The sequence below is a fragment of the Chitinophaga sp. 22308 genome, from assembly GCF_052045305.1.
In the GTDB taxonomy this organism is placed as follows: Bacteria; Bacteroidota; Bacteroidia; order Chitinophagales; family Chitinophagaceae; genus Chitinophaga; species Chitinophaga varians_A.
In genome coordinates this window covers 577,606-593,164 of sequence record NZ_JBQEOP010000005.1, presented here as the reverse complement: position 1 = coordinate 593,164, position 15,559 = coordinate 577,606, and the positions used below count along the sequence as shown (strand labels likewise).

The window sequence follows — 15,559 nt, the reverse complement described above, 5'->3', positions numbered from 1 at the left end:
TTTTTATTTTTTTGATTGTTTATAATTAGTGAGAAACAAATACTAATTATTATTTATTCAATAATTAGTATTCTGGACTAAGCCCTTTATAGCGTTGGGTATCTTCATCCCAATGTTTTTCAGATAATTCATAGCGGAAATTGTCTCGCTCATTTATAAGCTCGACTACAGCAGCTCTAAAAGTATTCTCAACGTTTGGAAATTTTAAAAGTAATCCCTTTAATGCATTTGTCATCTCTTCAATTCCGCCACAGCAGGCCTGTATTGCAACATCGCCTCGTGAAAGGTTATCTAGCATTTCAAATTGCTCATAAAGGTCTGGCGCCGTTTCTAACGATGTCAGCTCAAGTTCTTCTCTAAATGGTGTGTTAAATGTCATGACACGGCTCCTCTGCGAATATTGTCATATAGCCGATACCTATTCAAAACGTCAAGAAAAAAACAGAAACATATTTATTTTCAATCACTTGTAAAATAACTTTTCAAAATTTTGAAGTTTTGAATACCTCGGTTTGTCGTGAAAAATTAATCTCCGCAGCTTTGTATCAACAAAACGAAAATCAACATGAAGAACACAAAACAAAGCCGGATTGTAAAACTGGCGCGGGATGCCGCCAAAAGAGACCAACGCTTAATCAACCGTGAGGGGCCGCCGGATGTTCAGCCGCCATCGGCGGGGATGATCTGGAATGGTAGCGACTACCTCACCGCTTCCGATAGGCATGAAGAATAACACCATTTTCCACCATTAAAACAAATTTGTCATGGAACTGACCCGAAACGAATTATTAAAAATCATCAAGCGATTGCTTTCATCGGGTGGTGAAAGCAAAACGCCTCCCGGCTCCTGTTGCTGCTGTTCATGCACACGGACGCGGTGCTGTAAAATGAAATAGCGCGCCGGAGGCACCCCTACCTTTTCAGTTATCACATTTTTTATTCTTAACCACCTTGTAAATGCCTGCCTCCGGGCGGGTGCTGGCCGCGCCATGCCCGGAAGACAGGACAAGAATTTTATTTTTTCACACTTTAAAATTAAACACCATGTGTAAGCAAGACAACGTTTCTAGCTATCTCAAACTGCGTCAGTCTTCTGTAGACCCGGACAAGCTCGTCAATGACAGGGGGGATTTCGTGAAAAAAATCTCTGACAACACGTATAACGTGAACGGTTATACGTGCAACGGGTTAAAGTCCACCGCGAGCAGGGTTTCAAAATGGCGTGAGTAGTAAGTACGGGGCTGGCGGTGGCGGCCCTGCCGTCAGTCTTCTTTTTTCATCGAAAAAAATTTCCAATGGATAATCAAAAATTCGATCTCGACGCGCCGCTGTTGCAGTTTTCCGGCGGCGATGTGCTGACTGTCAAAGAGAGTTTCGAGGGCATCGCCGTATGGGGCGGCATTGGTGCCGGCAAAACAACTTCGTCGGGTAGGCTCATTGCCTTGAATATGCTTTCGCGTGGTTACGCGGGACTGGTCTTGACGGCCAAACCGGACGAAGCAGACTTATGGCGGCAATACGCCCGCGCCACCAAACGGGAGAAAGACCTTATCATCGTCGAGCCAGGCGGCACAAAATATTTCAATTTTTTACAATACGAATGTGATCAAACGCAGAAAGGCGTGTCCTTGCGGCAATCCCTCGTGTCTCTCCTTGAAACAGTTATTAATACCGGACAACAGGACACGTCCGGGGGTGGCGAAGATGGGCGCTTCTGGGCTTCGGCTTTGCGGATGACCCTTTCGTCCGTCACAACAGTGTGTTTGCTGGCTTATGGCACTGTGACGGTGCAAGACCTCTATGACATTGCCATGTGCGCACCGAAGGAAGTGGAAGGCCAAGCACAAAAACCAATCCAGGCACAATCCCAAAGCCAAGACAAACAAGAAAAATCCGTTGATGATCCTTTTAAAAAGGCGATGGACGAAGCACATAAAAGAGTTCAGGCGAAAGTGAATGCCTTTTGGGCCACGTTTCCGAAAGAGGAAATCGCTGACCTTGAAAAACGTGGGTTGACGGATGCTTTCGCTTTGCAGCATGTGGCCAATTATCGCGCCTTGAAACAGGTCAATCAATTTTTTGCCCGGTCGTATAAAAAGCTGTCCACGAAGACGCGGAGCACTTTGGAGATTATGATTGTGAGCTTTCTGTATCAGCTTTTAAGCGAGCCGTTTTATTCGCTCTTTTGCAGCAACCCGTCCAGTTTCACCCCTGAAACCTGCCTTGAGAAAGGCTCTATCGTCGTGCTGAATTTGCCCACGAAATTACACCACGATGCTGGCCGCATAGTGCAGATAGCCATAAAATACTGCTACCAGCGCGCCTGGGAAAAAAGAGACACCAAAGTCAATAACCGCCCGGCGTTCATCTTCGCCGATGAAAGCCCGATTTTCCTGCACGCCCTCGATGCGGATTTTCAGTGTACGGCGCGCAGTTCGATGGTGGCAACCGTATACCTTGCCCAAAATATCCCATCTTATTTCGCCCATATGGGCGGCGATAAATCGACCTATAAGGTCAAGCAATTCCTCGGCACGCTTGCAACGAAGATATTCCATGCTAACGCGGACGCAGATACGAATAAATATGCCTCTGAGCTTATTGGTGAGGAATACTATGACGATAAGACGGAAGGCATGAGTTTCGGTAACAACGTGTCGTTCAACGAAGCGAAAGCGCAGAAGCTCCGCCAGATCGTAAGACCGGAAGAATTTTTCGCGCTGAAAACAGGTGGCAAAAGATTCGGCTATGTCTGCGAAGCCTATATCCACCGCCAAGGCGCACCTTTTAACGGAAAGTCGCACAAACAAATCCGCATCAAACAAAAATTCATTGACTAATTCAATCCTTTTCACATGAAAAAGAATACAAGCATTCGCACAACCACCCAGCACCGGAAAATTCCTTTATGGCTTTGGTTCGCCCATGCGGTGTCGCTTTATCCGCGTCTTTTATTGGAAACCTTTATCCGCAGGAATTTCGGGCGGCGTTATTACTCTTTCAGCAACGCACTTAAAATCGCTTTTGTCCTGGCTGTTCTTCCTCTGTTCTTTTGGTTTCCGGTGTTTCATTTTCTGTTCCCCGCATTGTTTCCGGCGCCTGGCTACAGCACCGATACGCCCACCTATTTCTGGGCGCATTATGCGACTTGGTACGCCTTTATCGCCGCCTTTTTGGTATGCGCCGTTCAAAGAAAAAGAGAGGCGATGAAAAACCGGAACATGACAACCGGCCTCGGGACCTCCTTCCCGTTCTTTGATAAGATCAGGCTTTTCGGCCAACCGTTGACGGGCCGCTTTATCGAAACGATTGCCGAACCACTATTCACGTTTTTGATTGGCTGGTTCCTGTATAAACTCGGCGAAAAAATCGGCATTGTCATCATGGTGAGCAGTGTTTGTTATTCCATCAGCTATCTCTATGCATATCGTTCCGCCGATGAAAAACTGATGGATATGCACGACGATCAACAAAGCGGCACCGTTTACCGCGATGCTTTAAGCGGCGCTAAACAACCGCCCCAAGCGGACGATGCCGAGAACGTTTCATAAGGCCGCAGCGGTGAAAAGGGAAGATGTCTGATACTTCTAGGCTGTGAATCCAGGGCATCAACCGCGCACTGCTCCGCCTCTTTTCGTCGCACTGCTCCGTCAATTTATACAAAGATTATTCGTTCTATACGGGCTTTAAAATCTGTCGATTTTTCCCCTTTTGATTTCATTCTCTGATAAAACGCTTTCCGATGATTCGCATGATCCAAAGCAAGAGCGCCGCCCATGCTCAAGCCTATTACACGTCCGCCCTGTCACCGTCCGATTATTATACCTCCGACCAAGAGCTTCCCGGCACATTCGCCGGAAAGCTCGCGGCGCGGTTGGGTCTTACGGGGGACGTGACGAAAGAGGCGTTTTTCGCGCTGACGGAAAACCGCAATCCGTTGACGGGTACGGCGCTTACACCTGTTACGAAAGAAAACCGGACGATCGGTTATGATATAAATTTTCACGCAAGTAAAAGTGTATCAATTCTTTATGCACTTTCAAAGGACGACCATATTTTGAAAGCATTCGAGCAATCGGTCCTTGAAACGATGAAAGAAATCGAGGCCGATGCCCAAACCCGTGTCCGTATTCATGGTGCTGATACTGACCGGAAAACAGGTGAATTATTGTGGGCGGGATTTACACACCAAACCGCACGACCCGTCAACGGCTTGCCCGACCCACATTTGCACGCACATTGCTTTGTTATCAACGCCACCTGGGACGGGGTCGAAAACAAAGTGAAAGCCTGTCAGTTCCGCGAGATACAGCGCGACATGCCGTATTATCAGGCCCGCTTTCACAAGCGGCTGGCCGATAAATTACAGGAATTAGGCTACGGGGTGCGCAAGACAGATAAGGCTTTTGAGGTTGAAGGCGTACCGAAAGAAATCATCGCGCATTTTTCTAAACGCACTAATCAGATTGGACAGATTGCCAAAGAAAAAGGCATCACGGATGCGAAGAAGCTGGACGAATTAGGTGCGCGCACCCGCGCCGCCAAACAGAAAGGCCATAGCATGGCCGAATTGAAAGCGGCATGGAAAACTGAAATGCGTGCCATCAGTGCGGAATTGAATATCGACGACACAAAAGCGCTGCGCTTTGCGCAGGTGGAGGTATTCCAAACACCGGAGCCGGAGCAAAGCGTGCGCCATAGTATCCGGCACCATTTCGAAAGAATGTCCGTCATGCCGGAGCGGCGTTTATTGGCAACCGCCTATCATCACGCCATCGGCAACAATGCGACGACACTCGATCACATTACGGATTGTTTTCAAAAAGACGATCAAATTATCCGGGTGGAAGATAGGGGGCGCATGGTCGCCACCACTGTGGACGTATTGGAAGAAGAGCGCCGCCTCGTCACTCTCGCCCGCGCCGGTCAGGGACAACTAACGCCGCTTTACCATGATGCACCCGTTTTGAATCTGGACGGCCAGCAAGCGGCGGCGGCCTCCTATATCCTTAGCACTTCAAGCCGTGTCAGTATTGTTCGCGGGGTTGCAGGTGCCGGGAAAACGACTCTTTTGTCGGAAGTCGTTCCTTGCATGGAAAAAGCAGGCAAAACGGTGCTGATGGTCGCGCCGTCCGCCGATGCATCACGTGGGACATTACGGGATCAGGGTTTTAAAGATGCTGATACGGTTTCACTGCTTTTGTCCAATAAGGACATGCAAGCAAAACTTGCCAACCAGGTGTTGATCGTGGATGAAGCCGGGATGCTCGGCACCGGGCAAGCGTTGCACTTGTTGAAAATCACCACCGAGCAAAACGCGCAATTGATTTTTGTTGGTGATACGCGCCAGCATAGCGCCGTCACAAGAGGCGATGCCCTGCGCATCCTCAATACTGTCGGCGGCATTCAAACTGCCGAAGTAGATAAAATCTACCGTCAAAAAAACGTGGATTATAAAGCGGCTGTTGAATATCTGTCGCAAGGCAAAGCGCGCGATGGCTTTGAAAAACTGGATAGCATTGGCGCGATCAAAGACGTTAATCCGCTGTCACCGCATACGGAACTGGCAAAAGACTATGTTACCGCACTGAAAAGCGGCAAGTCGGCGCTGGTAATTTCACCCACACGCTTGGAAGGTGAAAAGGTGACTTCCGCTATCCGTTCCGCCCTGCGCGATGCGGGTCTGCTTAGTAAGCGCGATTATTCCGTTTCAAAATTGACCAATCTGAATTTTACCGAAGCGCAACGGGCCGACTGGCGCAATTACAAAGAAGGCCAGATCATTCAATTCTCGCAGAATGTGCCGGGGGCCAAAAAGGGCTCGCAATGGTCGGTTAAAACCGCCGACGATAAAGCCGTCACGCTTGAAAATATCAACGGTAAAGCGTTGGCCCTTCCCCGTGATCGTGCGAACCATTTCGCCGTGTTTCAGAAAGAGGACATTGCTTTGTCAAAGGGGGATGCACTCCGCATCACGCATAACGGCTTTGACAAACGCGATAAGCGGCTGGATAACGGCATGGTGCTGGAAGTCGTGTCGGTCAGCGATAAAGGCGATGTCTTGCTGCGCAATGCCGTCAGCAAAGTGCCTTATAAGCTGGCAAAAGATTTCGGCCATATTGAACACGCGCATTGCATGACCTCCCACGGGTCGCAGGGAAAAACCGTTGATCGTGTTTTTATCGCGCAAAACGCCGCCACCTTTCCCGCAACGGATTTAAAACAGTTTTATGTGTCCGTCTCGCGGGGCCGGGAATCCGTTGCCATTTATACGGATGATAAAACGGCATTGCTGGAACATGCCTCCGATATGGGTGATCGCCAATCGGCTTTAGAATTGTTGTCTGAAAAAGATTCTCATATCGAACACGTTCTCCTTCAAGAGCGAAGCGCCGCCCATCTCCCGCAACATGAAAAGACTGTCGAAAAATCCATCTCACCGGAAAAGCATTTGATCGATTATGAACTTGAACTTTAAGCTGCGCCTGGATGAATTAAACGAAAATGATCCGACCTCTAAAAATTCTTCTTCTGTTCTTCAAACGGAATTTTATGAGCATTCGGGCCATATTCGTGAGGTTTGCTTTGTTCCGCTTCACGGGAAAATAGTTTCTCTGAACTACGCTTATTGGGTCGCAAGGGAATTTGAAATCGAAGAAAACAGAATGACGCTTCTATGGACAACGCACATTGTTGTTTTGAAGGGCATCCGCTTAATGCCGCTTTTCTTCGATTTCTTCTATCAGCTTCCTAAAATCGTTGTCGCCCAAGATGCCCGCTATAACGCCACCGCCGCAAAAGACACGCCCATCGTCAACGATATAAAAGTCCAAGAAAATGGTTAGAGGCAACAAAGTAAAAGATGTCCGGCTCACTATTCAGGAAGTCGATCAATATGACGATTTCCGCGACCTGTCCCCGGATCAAAAAGAGCACCTGATTACGCTCGTCTATGAAGTTTCACTCACCTTATACAAAACCTATGGAGCAAAGCATGACTGATATGGAATATTTCAAACGGTTCGTGCCGAAAAAAGAGGAAGAGACGAAAAAGAATTTTTCCGTCTGGTCGTACACGCGCGTTTCGTCAAAGGAGCAATACGACAAAAATTCGTCAATCGAAAACCAAATTGATGCAAACCGCCGCTATGCAAAGCTGAATAACTATGAGATTACAGACGAATTCGGCGGAAAATATGAGAGTGCCAAGAAAGACGACTTTAGGCCCGAATTCAAACGTCTGATTGAAAAAGTGGAAAAAAGCCGCCAGCGGCCTTTTGCTATCCTTTTATTTAAAATGTCGCGCTTTTCCCGTTCGGGGGCTTCCGCTATCGGCCTTGTTGATCGTCTCGTCAAAGAACTGGGCGTGCATTTGATCGAGGTTTCTTCCGGCCATTCCACGCTTACGCCTCGCGGTGAAATGGCGATCATAGACAGCCTTTCACACGCGAAAAAAGAAAATCTTGAACGTCTGGAAATCATAGTCCCTTTTATGCAGGCCAGTCTGCGCAGCGGCAAACGTTTCGGCATTTGTCCGGTGGGGTATGACCATTACGGCCCGCGGGTTCAGAATGAAAAGTTTTTCGCCAAACACCAACGCATTGAGATCAATAAAGACGGTGAGTTGCTAAAAGAAGCCTGGCAATGGAAATTATCGGGTCATTACAGCGATGCGCAAATCCTCGGCAGACTTGCTTTAAGAGGCTTGCACCTGCTCCCGCAAAAGCTTTCCAAAATCTGGCGCAATCCTTTTTACTGCGGTGTGCTGGTGTCAAAAATGATCGACGAGCCAGTAAAGGGCAAATGGCCGCCTCTTGTCAGTCAAGAGGATTTCATGAAAGTTCAGCAGATTTTGGAGAATAATTTGGCTGGTTATCAGCACAACAAAGAAGAAGTCCTACGGCCTTTGACAAGGCATGTAAAATGCGTGAACTGCAAAGGCTATATGCTTGGGTATATCAACCGGAAAAAGAACCTGCATTATTACCGTTGTCGTCAGTGTGCAGGACTCAATATTAATGCCCACACCACGAAGCAAGCAAAGCGCAAAGGGTTGAATGATCTGTTTCTTGATTTCTTGGATAATTTCACTATTTCCCCCGCTGTCGTTCCACTCGTCAAGTTGCAACTGACAAAACTCTTCGACCATTTTAACCAGGACAACGGCAATGACGATCGTTTAAAGGAACAAATGACGGCTTTGGAACAACAGCTCAAAAACCTGAAAATTCGTCATGGTTTAGGGGATATTGACAAAGAAACCTATGATCTGACGACCGAACACTTGAATGGAAAAATCAAGGCACTTCACAAAGAATTGGGGAACGAAATTCCAAAAGTGTTGAACCTCGATAAATTATTGACGCAATCGCTTGAAAAATTACAAGACTTGCGGCTGGTATGGACTTCCAGCGATTTAGACGGCAAAAGAAGATTACAAAAAACCATCTTTCCCGATGGCTTCTATTATGATGCTTCAAGTCACCAATGTTTAACCGATAAATTAAATGAGTTCGTTCGTGTAAGTGCTAAACTGGCGCGGGTTTCACCGGAAAAAGAAAAAGGGAAGTATCAAGATTTGCTTGACACTTCCCTTTCTGTAGCGAGATCGGGACTTGAACCCGAGACCTCAGGGTTATGAATCCTGTGCTCTAACCACCTGAGCTACCTCGCCATTTCCTGTCTGTCTTGAATTCTCATTCTCAAAACGGGAGTGCAAAGATAACGGCTAATAAATGAAAATTCAAAATGTACAGCCCGTTTTTTTACAATTTTTTTTCTTCGTTCTCCGCCGGCTTATCGTCTGATGGCCCCGATTCCGCTTCCTTATTGACTTTCCACTTGTTCAGCACGGCTTCATCGATGCTGCGGATATGCAGGTCCCGTTGCGGGAAAGGCAGGTCTACACCGGCTTTGTTGAGGGCGTCGTAGATGAAAGTGAGCACTTTGCTTTGTAAGGTGCCGGCATTGCCAAGATCGGAAATCCAGAAATACACCTGGAAATTAACGGCGTTATCGCCAAACTGGGAAAGCTGTACGACCGGCTCGGGCGTGGTCAGAATACCTTCCTGGCCGGAGAAGGCGCTCTTGATAATATCGGTCACCTGTGCGATGTCGCTGCCATAGCCTACACCGAGCATGAAGTTAACACGACGCACACGGTTGGTCATCGTCCAGTTGATCAGTTGTTGGGAGATAAGATCGGCATTGGGAACTACTACGGTAGAGCCGTCGTAGGCGGAGATTTTACTGGAACGGATACCGATTTCTTTTACAACGCCGGACCGGGGACCCACCTCTATCACATCACCCACTTCGATAGGTTTTTCAAAAGCCAGGATGATACCGGACACCAGGTTGTTGACAATATTCTGTAAACCGAAGCCTATGCCCACGCTAAGCGCACCTATCACAATGGTCAGTTTGTCCATCGGGATGCCGGAAGCGGCGAAGGCGAGTAATATGCCGCCGGCAAGTACAGCAAGACGTAACAACAGCAGGGTAGAGCCGAAACGTGGCTTCTGGGCGGGACTGGCACTCTGACCGGTATTGCCGAACATATAGGCTATCAGCTGGGAAGCGACAAAGGCCACCCAGATGACAAGCATAAAAATGATCACGCTGCTGAAAGTAAAGTCAGAATTACCGATGTGGTGGGTGGCAGAGAGCATATTGCTGATCTCTTCGTAGATAGCGTCATACAGGTACAGGTTGCGGGCTATAATGATCAGCCAGCCTACAAAAGCCAGTACCGTCAGAAATGTTTTCAGCTTGGTCTGCACGTCCTGGTAGTCCATGAAGGAAATAAAGGTGCTGGAATTTTTATTGGCTTCCACCTGGATGAACACCGCTTCCAGCATAATTTTCACCAGCACGTACAGGTTCATGGCCATGACGGTGTTCACCACCGCGCTGGAGCCGAATATTTTGGCACTGCCCACCCGCGCAAATATGACCAGCAGCAAGGAAATAGCGGAAGTGCCAATAAACAGTTTAATAGTGGGGGCCGTATACTTCGGGTGGGCGAAGGTGGTCAGCGAGGTTTCCTTCAGCAGCCGCAAACCCAGCAGTATACAGAGGACGGCGCAGAGCAGCAGTCCCCATTGCTCGGCATAGGTCACCTCGATCAACAGATTATTGACACAATACACAAAAAGCAGCGCCATCAGCATCAGCCAGTAGCGGTATAATACCTTCGGAAAATGCGACCGGAAAAGATACGTAAGGGCGAACATCGTCAGTCCCCAGATGATTTCGGTATACAGGATCGGGTACCGCACGGAAAATACGGACGATAATGTCGTTACAAAAATAACGGTGCTGGCCACAGGATGACGGTACACATACTGCGCGTGCTGCAGGATGGCTTCTGCTTCCTGCTCGGGATGGTTGCGCCGGATACGCCGCACATTGGCATAAATCCACCATGCAAACAGCGATGCCAGCAATACCCATACAATGAAGATCGGCCACTGGATGGAAAAGAAGATGCTCAATACCCGTGTGCTTTTGTGTAACGACCGTTGGGCGACAGGGAAAAACTCCAGCGGATTGATGCTGTCACGGTGCGGCGCCCAGATATACCGGTAGTCGCGGGTAAACATATTGGCGGAGAACTGCTCTAGCTGATAGTCGCTGTCTTCCAGCAGATTGGACACGTCGATGTACCGGTTGGCGATCCTGTTCTGCAGCAACCCCATTTTAACAAGACTTACTTTGTTGGCGCTGTCTACCACGCGGTATTTGTTGATCAGGCGGGTAAGTTGACCGATATAAAAACCATAGAGTTCATCTTCTGCGGGAATATTACGCATGGAGGTGTCGCGCCGAAGGGAGTGCAGGGTGTCGTTGATGGCCACCAGGGCGTTATAATTGGAGAAAAGGTTGTTCTGCCAGCCGCTCAGTTTACGTTGCAACTGTTCGAGCATCACCTTGTTGGTGTAAATATCATTGATGTTGGGAGTACGGTCCAGCCCTGCAATATTTTCTTTGATGAGGGCAAGGGAAGTATCTACCAGTGGCACCTCCCGGGTGATGCTGGCGGTATCAAATCCGCGTCGAAGGCTGCTCATCAGCTGGTTGAGCAGCAAAGTGTAACCTTCTATCCTGTTGATGATCACGGCCACGGCGGTATCGGACTTCTTCATCTTGGTGCTGTCGCGCGCCAGCTTACTGATGTTTTTACTGATCGTGGCACTGTCAATAACCGCCATATGAATGGTGTCAGGCGCAGGTGTCTTCGCTTTGCTCCGCTGACCAGCGGCAGGCAAAACGATGCACAGCCATAGTAATGCCAGTAACGGCCAACAAAAATATCGTGGTCTGGTGATAACCTGAATGGACATATGAATAAATGATATAGAACAGGAAGTTACGTTACTTAGAGGAACATTTTTTGTGCCTAAAAGTTCCGGCCGCCAGAACTTTTCCTTTACCTGTCCGTTAAGTTTAAGGGCAGAAGCCGTTGTTATTTGCGCAGCCGGTATTTCCGCAGTATTTTGTAAGTACCCGAAAAATCGTATATGAAAAGAGAAGCTATTGTTGCAGCCCTGAGAAAAGACCTGGAGCCCTGGGATATTATTGTGGCCGGAGGTGGTGCTACCGGTTTAGGTGCCGCGCTGGAAGCAGTGACAAGGGGCTACCGTACCCTGCTCCTGGAACAGGCCGATTTTGCGGCCTCCACGTCCAGTAAAAGTACTAAACTGGTGCACGGAGGGGTGCGTTACCTGGCCCAGGGCGATGTTTCCCTTGTCCGGGAGGCCAGCGTGGAACGTGGCCGCCTCGCGCATAATGCACCTCATCTGGTGCGCAACCTCAGCTTCATTATCCCCACTTTCAGCGCATGGGAAAACCTGAAATATACGATCGGCCTCAAAATGTACGATTGGCTGGCGGGCCGCCTCAGCCTTGGCAAATCGGTGCATATCTCCCGCAGGGACACACTGGAAAAACTGACCACGCTGAAACCGGAACACCTTGCCGGCGGCGTCCTCTATCACGATGGTCAGTTCGATGACAGCCGCCTGGCGGTGAACCTGGCCCAAACCATCGCAGATAAAGGAGGTACGGTGCTGAACTATATGAAAATCACCAGCCTCCGTAAAGATGAAGGCGGTAATATCAGCGGACTAACGGTCAGGGATACACTGAACGGCGGCCCTGAAATTTATCTTAATACCAGAGCGGTAATCAACGCGACCGGCGTTTTTGCGGATGATATTCTGGAGATGGACGACCCCGATGCTCCGAAGTCCATAGCGGCCAGTCAGGGTGTGCATCTGGTGCTTGACAGCAGTTTCCTGCCCGGGCACAACGCGCTGATGATCCCCGCCACCAGCGACGGACGTGTGCTGTTCATAGTGCCGTGGCACAACAAAGTGGTGGTAGGTACTACGGATACGCCCATTAACCACATCAGCCTGGAGCCGCATGCGCTGGAGGAGGAAATCAGCTTTATCCTGCGGACCGCCGGACAATACCTGGTCAGAGCGCCGCAACGCAGCGACGTGCTGAGCGTATGGGCGGGCCTGCGTCCGCTGGCGGCTGCAAAAGCGGAAGGACATAAAACGAAAGAGATATCCCGCAGCCATAAAGTCATTGTGGCCGCTTCCGGACTGGTGACTATCATCGGCGGCAAATGGACCACCTACCGCCGTATGGCGGAAGATGTCATCCATCAGCTGGAAAAATCCCTGCGCTGGAAACTGACGGAATCGGCGACCCATTCAATGCCTGTCCATGGCGCTGCTTCCGGCATGAACTGGGAAGACCCCTGGTATTTCTATGGCAGCGACGTGCCCAGGCTGCAACAGCTGATGAAGGAACATCCGGCATTACAAGAGGTGCTGAGCGAACCTTTCGGTATCCTCAAAGTTCAGGTGGTATGGGCGGTAAGGGAAGAAATGGCACGGAACATCGCTGATTTTCTGGCCAGAAGGGTACGGCTGCTTTTTCTGGATGCACGGGAAGCTTTACGTATAGCCCCTGCCGTTGCAAATATTATGGCGCAGGAACTGGGAAGGGACGGGCATTGGGTCAACGAACAGCTGCAAACATTTGAAACGCTCGCCAAAGGATATATACTATCCTGACATTTGGTTATTTAACTATTGGATTTGCAAACCGCTCCCCAATAGTTAAATAACCCCATAGCCCAATTTTTAAATAATTACATCCATTTCACTTTTTCAGACAATGGTTTCAGGCGTTTGCCGGGTTGTGCCGGTTCGTCTGTATAACCAAGATAGAAGAAGCCCAGTACCTGGTCTTCGTCGCCCAGTCCCAGGTAGTCCTGCATGGAAGGGTGGAAGGTCATCCCGCCGGAGCCCCAGTAGGCGGCAATGCCCTGGGCGGTGGCGCTCAGCCACATATTCTGTACGGCGCAGGATACCGCCGCAATTTCCTCTATTACCGGAATTTTCGGATTGCTGCCTCTTTTCATGCAGATGGCAATCACATGGGAAGCTAGGTCACCCTGACTTTTCAGTTTGTCGTAGCTGCCGGGAATGAATTTGTCTGCCGGAGTGAACTGCTTGTACAGGTCGGCATGAGCGGTACAGAACTCCTGCACTTTTTCACCACCATACACAACGAAGTACCAGGGCTCCGTATAGCCGTGGGTGGGGGCCCAGTCTGCCATTTGCAGCAGCTGTTGTACGGTTTCGTCGGCTATTTTCCGGCCGTTCATGCTGGTTGGCTTCACGGTACGGCGACTGGCAATTATTTTTTCCAGATAACTGGCTGTAGTATTTGTTTCCATGATAATGACTATATATTTAGTAATGGTTCCCTGATGAATGTTGATTTATAAGTGCTTCCTGCAAATCTCGTTTTTACCCCAACGCTTCCATAGCGGCTTTCATCTCGGCCGGTAATTTCATGACTTTACGGGCGTTGTAATCAAAGCACACCATACCGGTTTTGGCGGCGGCGATAGTGATCGTCTGACCGTTGCGCTGTGTGGTAAGGTGATAGAACAGTTCGAAACCGAAAGGGCTATATTCTCCTGCTGCCACTTCCACGGTAAAGATATCGCCATGGAAACCTTCTCCTTTATAGGCTACGGCAACATCGGCCATAATAAGGCCGGTGCCGGCTTCGTGGTCCAGTTCCTTGTAGCCTGCCTGTTGAATGAACTGCATGCGGGCTTCGTGCATAATGGACAGAATGGCATCATTGCCAACATGTCCGCCATAGTTAACATCCTGTATTCTGATAGGTATCGTTGTGTTGAACCCGAATTTCTCCGGTAGGTCTATTTTTATTCTTGCCATTATTTTTTAGGTAGATGTTTAGGTAGATGTTAAACAGGTAATATTTTCAGGAAGGCCACGAATTTCTCAAAGGCTCGGCCACGGTGGCTGTACTGGTTTTTTTCGGCAAGGTCCATTTCGGCAAAAGTGCGGTTGGCGCCTTCTGGGATAAAGATCGGATCATAGCCGAAGCCTTTCTCTCCGGAAGTATGGTCCGTAATGTTACCGCGGCTGATGCCTTCAAACTGGTGCTCTTTTCCGTCAAGGATCAGGGAAATGACTGTGCGGAACTGGGCGCTGCGGTCGCTGGCGCCTTCCATTTCAGCCAGTACCTTGACGATATTGTCAGCTGACTTTTTCTGTTCACCGGCATAACGGGCGCTTAATACGCCGGGGGCGCCGTTCAGTGCGTTGATTTCCAGTCCGGTGTCTTCAGCAAAACAGTTTTGGCCTGTCATCCGGTGAATAGTGGTCGATTTCTCACGGGCGTTCTCTTCCAGTGTATCGTGTGGCTCGGGGATATCGATGTCAATTCCCGCTTCCAGCAGGGTGATGATCTCAAAATGATCGCCCAGCAGGGAGCGGAACTCCTTCACTTTATTTTCGTTATTGGTAGCAAAAATCAGTTTCATCTGTTTAATTTTCTAAATCTCCGGATCTCAAAATTCCAAAATCCCCAAATAAAATAATAAAATGAGCAAATATTAAAATAATTAAATGCCAAGCAGTTGCTTTAATCCAGCCCATAATTTGGCTTTCAACACTTTGTCGGCCCCGATTACCTGTAGTTCGTCAGAAAGCAGTAGGGTAGTGCTGTTGACGGTCAGTAGCTGGTAAAGAGGCGCATCTGTTAGGCCCAGCGGTGCCGATGCGGCGCCAAATACAATGGCCTTCTCTATTTTTACAGCAGTCTGCCACGAAGTGTAGTCCAGTTGCGGGTAAGGAGAGGTGTTCATCAGGGATACGTCCTGCATCCCGAGTTTACAGGCGTTTAATATATTGGTAAGGAGGTTGAATAATTCATCATTTAAGTAGGCTTCATTTTCGTTTTGTATGAAGAGCGCAACGTTTTTTTGATTTTCTCCTAAATATTTGACTTTGGGTACCTCAATTTGCGGCGCTGCAACCGGTACGCTTTTCCCGGGAATGATCGGCTGGGTAAAGATTTTAGCCAGATAATACGGATCAAGGTCTAATTGGTCGAGCGACATATTATTATAATTTAATTTAATATCAAAATCCCGCGTGGGGAAAAATCAGTTTATTTGCACTGCCGTATCCGCAAATGCGGCCATCCAACGCAAGAA

15 protein-coding genes and 1 tRNA gene are annotated in these 15,559 nt (G+C 48.8%); 9 read left to right on the top strand and 7 right to left on the bottom strand.

Going from position 1 to position 15,559, the window contains the following annotated elements; translation table 11 throughout:
• Positions 1–64: 64 nt before the first annotated feature.
• Positions 65–379 (bottom strand): hypothetical protein, encoded by a 315-nt coding sequence (locus tag ACTJJS_RS22760; RefSeq protein WP_440665342.1) that lies wholly within the window; start codon positions 377–379, stop codon positions 65–67.
• 186 nt (positions 380–565) lie between these two features.
• On the opposite strand from ACTJJS_RS22760, the gene ACTJJS_RS22755 reads away from it, so the two are divergent.
• From ACTJJS_RS22755 to ACTJJS_RS22720, 8 genes are all read left to right on the top strand, one after another.
• On the top strand, positions 566–733 hold the full coding sequence (locus ACTJJS_RS22755) for a hypothetical protein (RefSeq protein ID WP_440665341.1): 168 nt from the start codon (positions 566–568) through the stop codon (positions 731–733).
• A 311-nt stretch (positions 734–1,044) separates the two neighbouring features.
• Positions 1,045–1,230 carry a hypothetical protein gene (locus tag ACTJJS_RS22750; protein WP_440665340.1) on the top strand — a complete coding sequence of 62 codons (186 nt, stop codon included), beginning with the start codon at positions 1,045–1,047 and terminating at the stop codon, positions 1,228–1,230.
• Between the two features lie 65 nt (positions 1,231–1,295).
• Complete coding sequence (locus ACTJJS_RS22745; protein WP_440665339.1) at positions 1,296–2,840, top strand: type IV secretory system conjugative DNA transfer family protein; 1,545 nt, start codon at positions 1,296–1,298, stop codon at positions 2,838–2,840.
• Between the two features lie 15 nt (positions 2,841–2,855).
• Positions 2,856–3,551 carry a hypothetical protein gene (locus ACTJJS_RS22740; protein ID WP_440665338.1) on the top strand — a complete coding sequence of 232 codons (696 nt, stop codon included), beginning with the start codon at positions 2,856–2,858 and terminating at the stop codon, positions 3,549–3,551.
• A 191-nt stretch (positions 3,552–3,742) separates the two neighbouring features.
• Complete coding sequence (mobF, locus tag ACTJJS_RS22735) at positions 3,743–6,478, top strand: MobF family relaxase (RefSeq protein WP_440665337.1); 2,736 nt, start codon at positions 3,743–3,745, stop codon at positions 6,476–6,478.
• Positions 6,462–6,845, top strand: coding sequence for a hypothetical protein (locus tag ACTJJS_RS22730; protein ID WP_440665336.1), 384 nt, complete (start codon positions 6,462–6,464; stop codon positions 6,843–6,845). The genes mobF and ACTJJS_RS22730 overlap by 17 nt, the downstream gene beginning before the upstream one ends.
• Positions 6,838–7,002, top strand: coding sequence for a hypothetical protein (locus ACTJJS_RS22725; protein WP_440665335.1), 165 nt, complete (start codon positions 6,838–6,840; stop codon positions 7,000–7,002). Before ACTJJS_RS22730 ends, ACTJJS_RS22725 begins: the two co-directional genes overlap by 8 nt.
• The gene (locus ACTJJS_RS22720) at positions 6,953–8,641 is read left to right on the top strand and encodes a recombinase family protein (RefSeq protein ID WP_440665529.1); all 1,689 of its coding nucleotides are present in this window, start codon (positions 6,953–6,955) and stop codon (positions 8,639–8,641) included. Before ACTJJS_RS22725 ends, ACTJJS_RS22720 begins: the two co-directional genes overlap by 50 nt.
• Here ACTJJS_RS22720 and ACTJJS_RS22715 read toward each other — a convergent pair.
• Together ACTJJS_RS22715 and ACTJJS_RS22710 are read right to left on the bottom strand one after the other, a co-directional pair.
• Positions 8,601–8,674: transfer RNA gene (locus ACTJJS_RS22715), tRNA-Met, on the bottom strand. The two genes, ACTJJS_RS22720 and ACTJJS_RS22715, sit on opposite strands and share 41 nt — an antisense overlap.
• A gap of 91 nt (positions 8,675–8,765) precedes the next feature.
• Positions 8,766–11,345 (bottom strand): mechanosensitive ion channel family protein, encoded by a 2,580-nt coding sequence (locus tag ACTJJS_RS22710; protein WP_440665334.1) that lies wholly within the window; start codon positions 11,343–11,345, stop codon positions 8,766–8,768.
• A 177-nt stretch (positions 11,346–11,522) separates the two neighbouring features.
• On the opposite strand from ACTJJS_RS22710, the gene ACTJJS_RS22705 reads away from it, so the two are divergent.
• Positions 11,523–13,091, top strand: a complete 1,569-nt coding sequence (locus ACTJJS_RS22705) for a glycerol-3-phosphate dehydrogenase/oxidase (protein ID WP_440665333.1) — start codon at positions 11,523–11,525, stop codon at positions 13,089–13,091.
• 77 nt (positions 13,092–13,168) lie between these two features.
• Here ACTJJS_RS22705 and ACTJJS_RS22700 read toward each other — a convergent pair whose 3' ends face one another.
• The 4 genes from ACTJJS_RS22700 to ACTJJS_RS22685 all read right to left on the bottom strand — a co-directional run bounded on the left by ACTJJS_RS22700 (position 13,169) and on the right by ACTJJS_RS22685 (position 15,463).
• A complete protein-coding gene (locus ACTJJS_RS22700; protein ID WP_440665332.1) occupies positions 13,169–13,759 on the bottom strand; it encodes a nitroreductase family protein in 591 nt (196 codons plus the stop codon).
• A gap of 73 nt (positions 13,760–13,832) precedes the next feature.
• Complete coding sequence (locus ACTJJS_RS22695) at positions 13,833–14,273, bottom strand: acyl-CoA thioesterase (protein WP_440665331.1); 441 nt, start codon at positions 14,271–14,273, stop codon at positions 13,833–13,835.
• 29 nt (positions 14,274–14,302) lie between these two features.
• Positions 14,303–14,884, bottom strand: coding sequence for an RdgB/HAM1 family non-canonical purine NTP pyrophosphatase (rdgB, locus tag ACTJJS_RS22690; protein WP_440665330.1), 582 nt, complete (start codon positions 14,882–14,884; stop codon positions 14,303–14,305).
• A gap of 81 nt (positions 14,885–14,965) precedes the next feature.
• Positions 14,966–15,463 carry a hypothetical protein gene (locus ACTJJS_RS22685; protein WP_440665329.1) on the bottom strand — a complete coding sequence of 166 codons (498 nt, stop codon included), beginning with the start codon at positions 15,461–15,463 and terminating at the stop codon, positions 14,966–14,968.
• Positions 15,464–15,559: the final 96 nt, after the last annotated feature.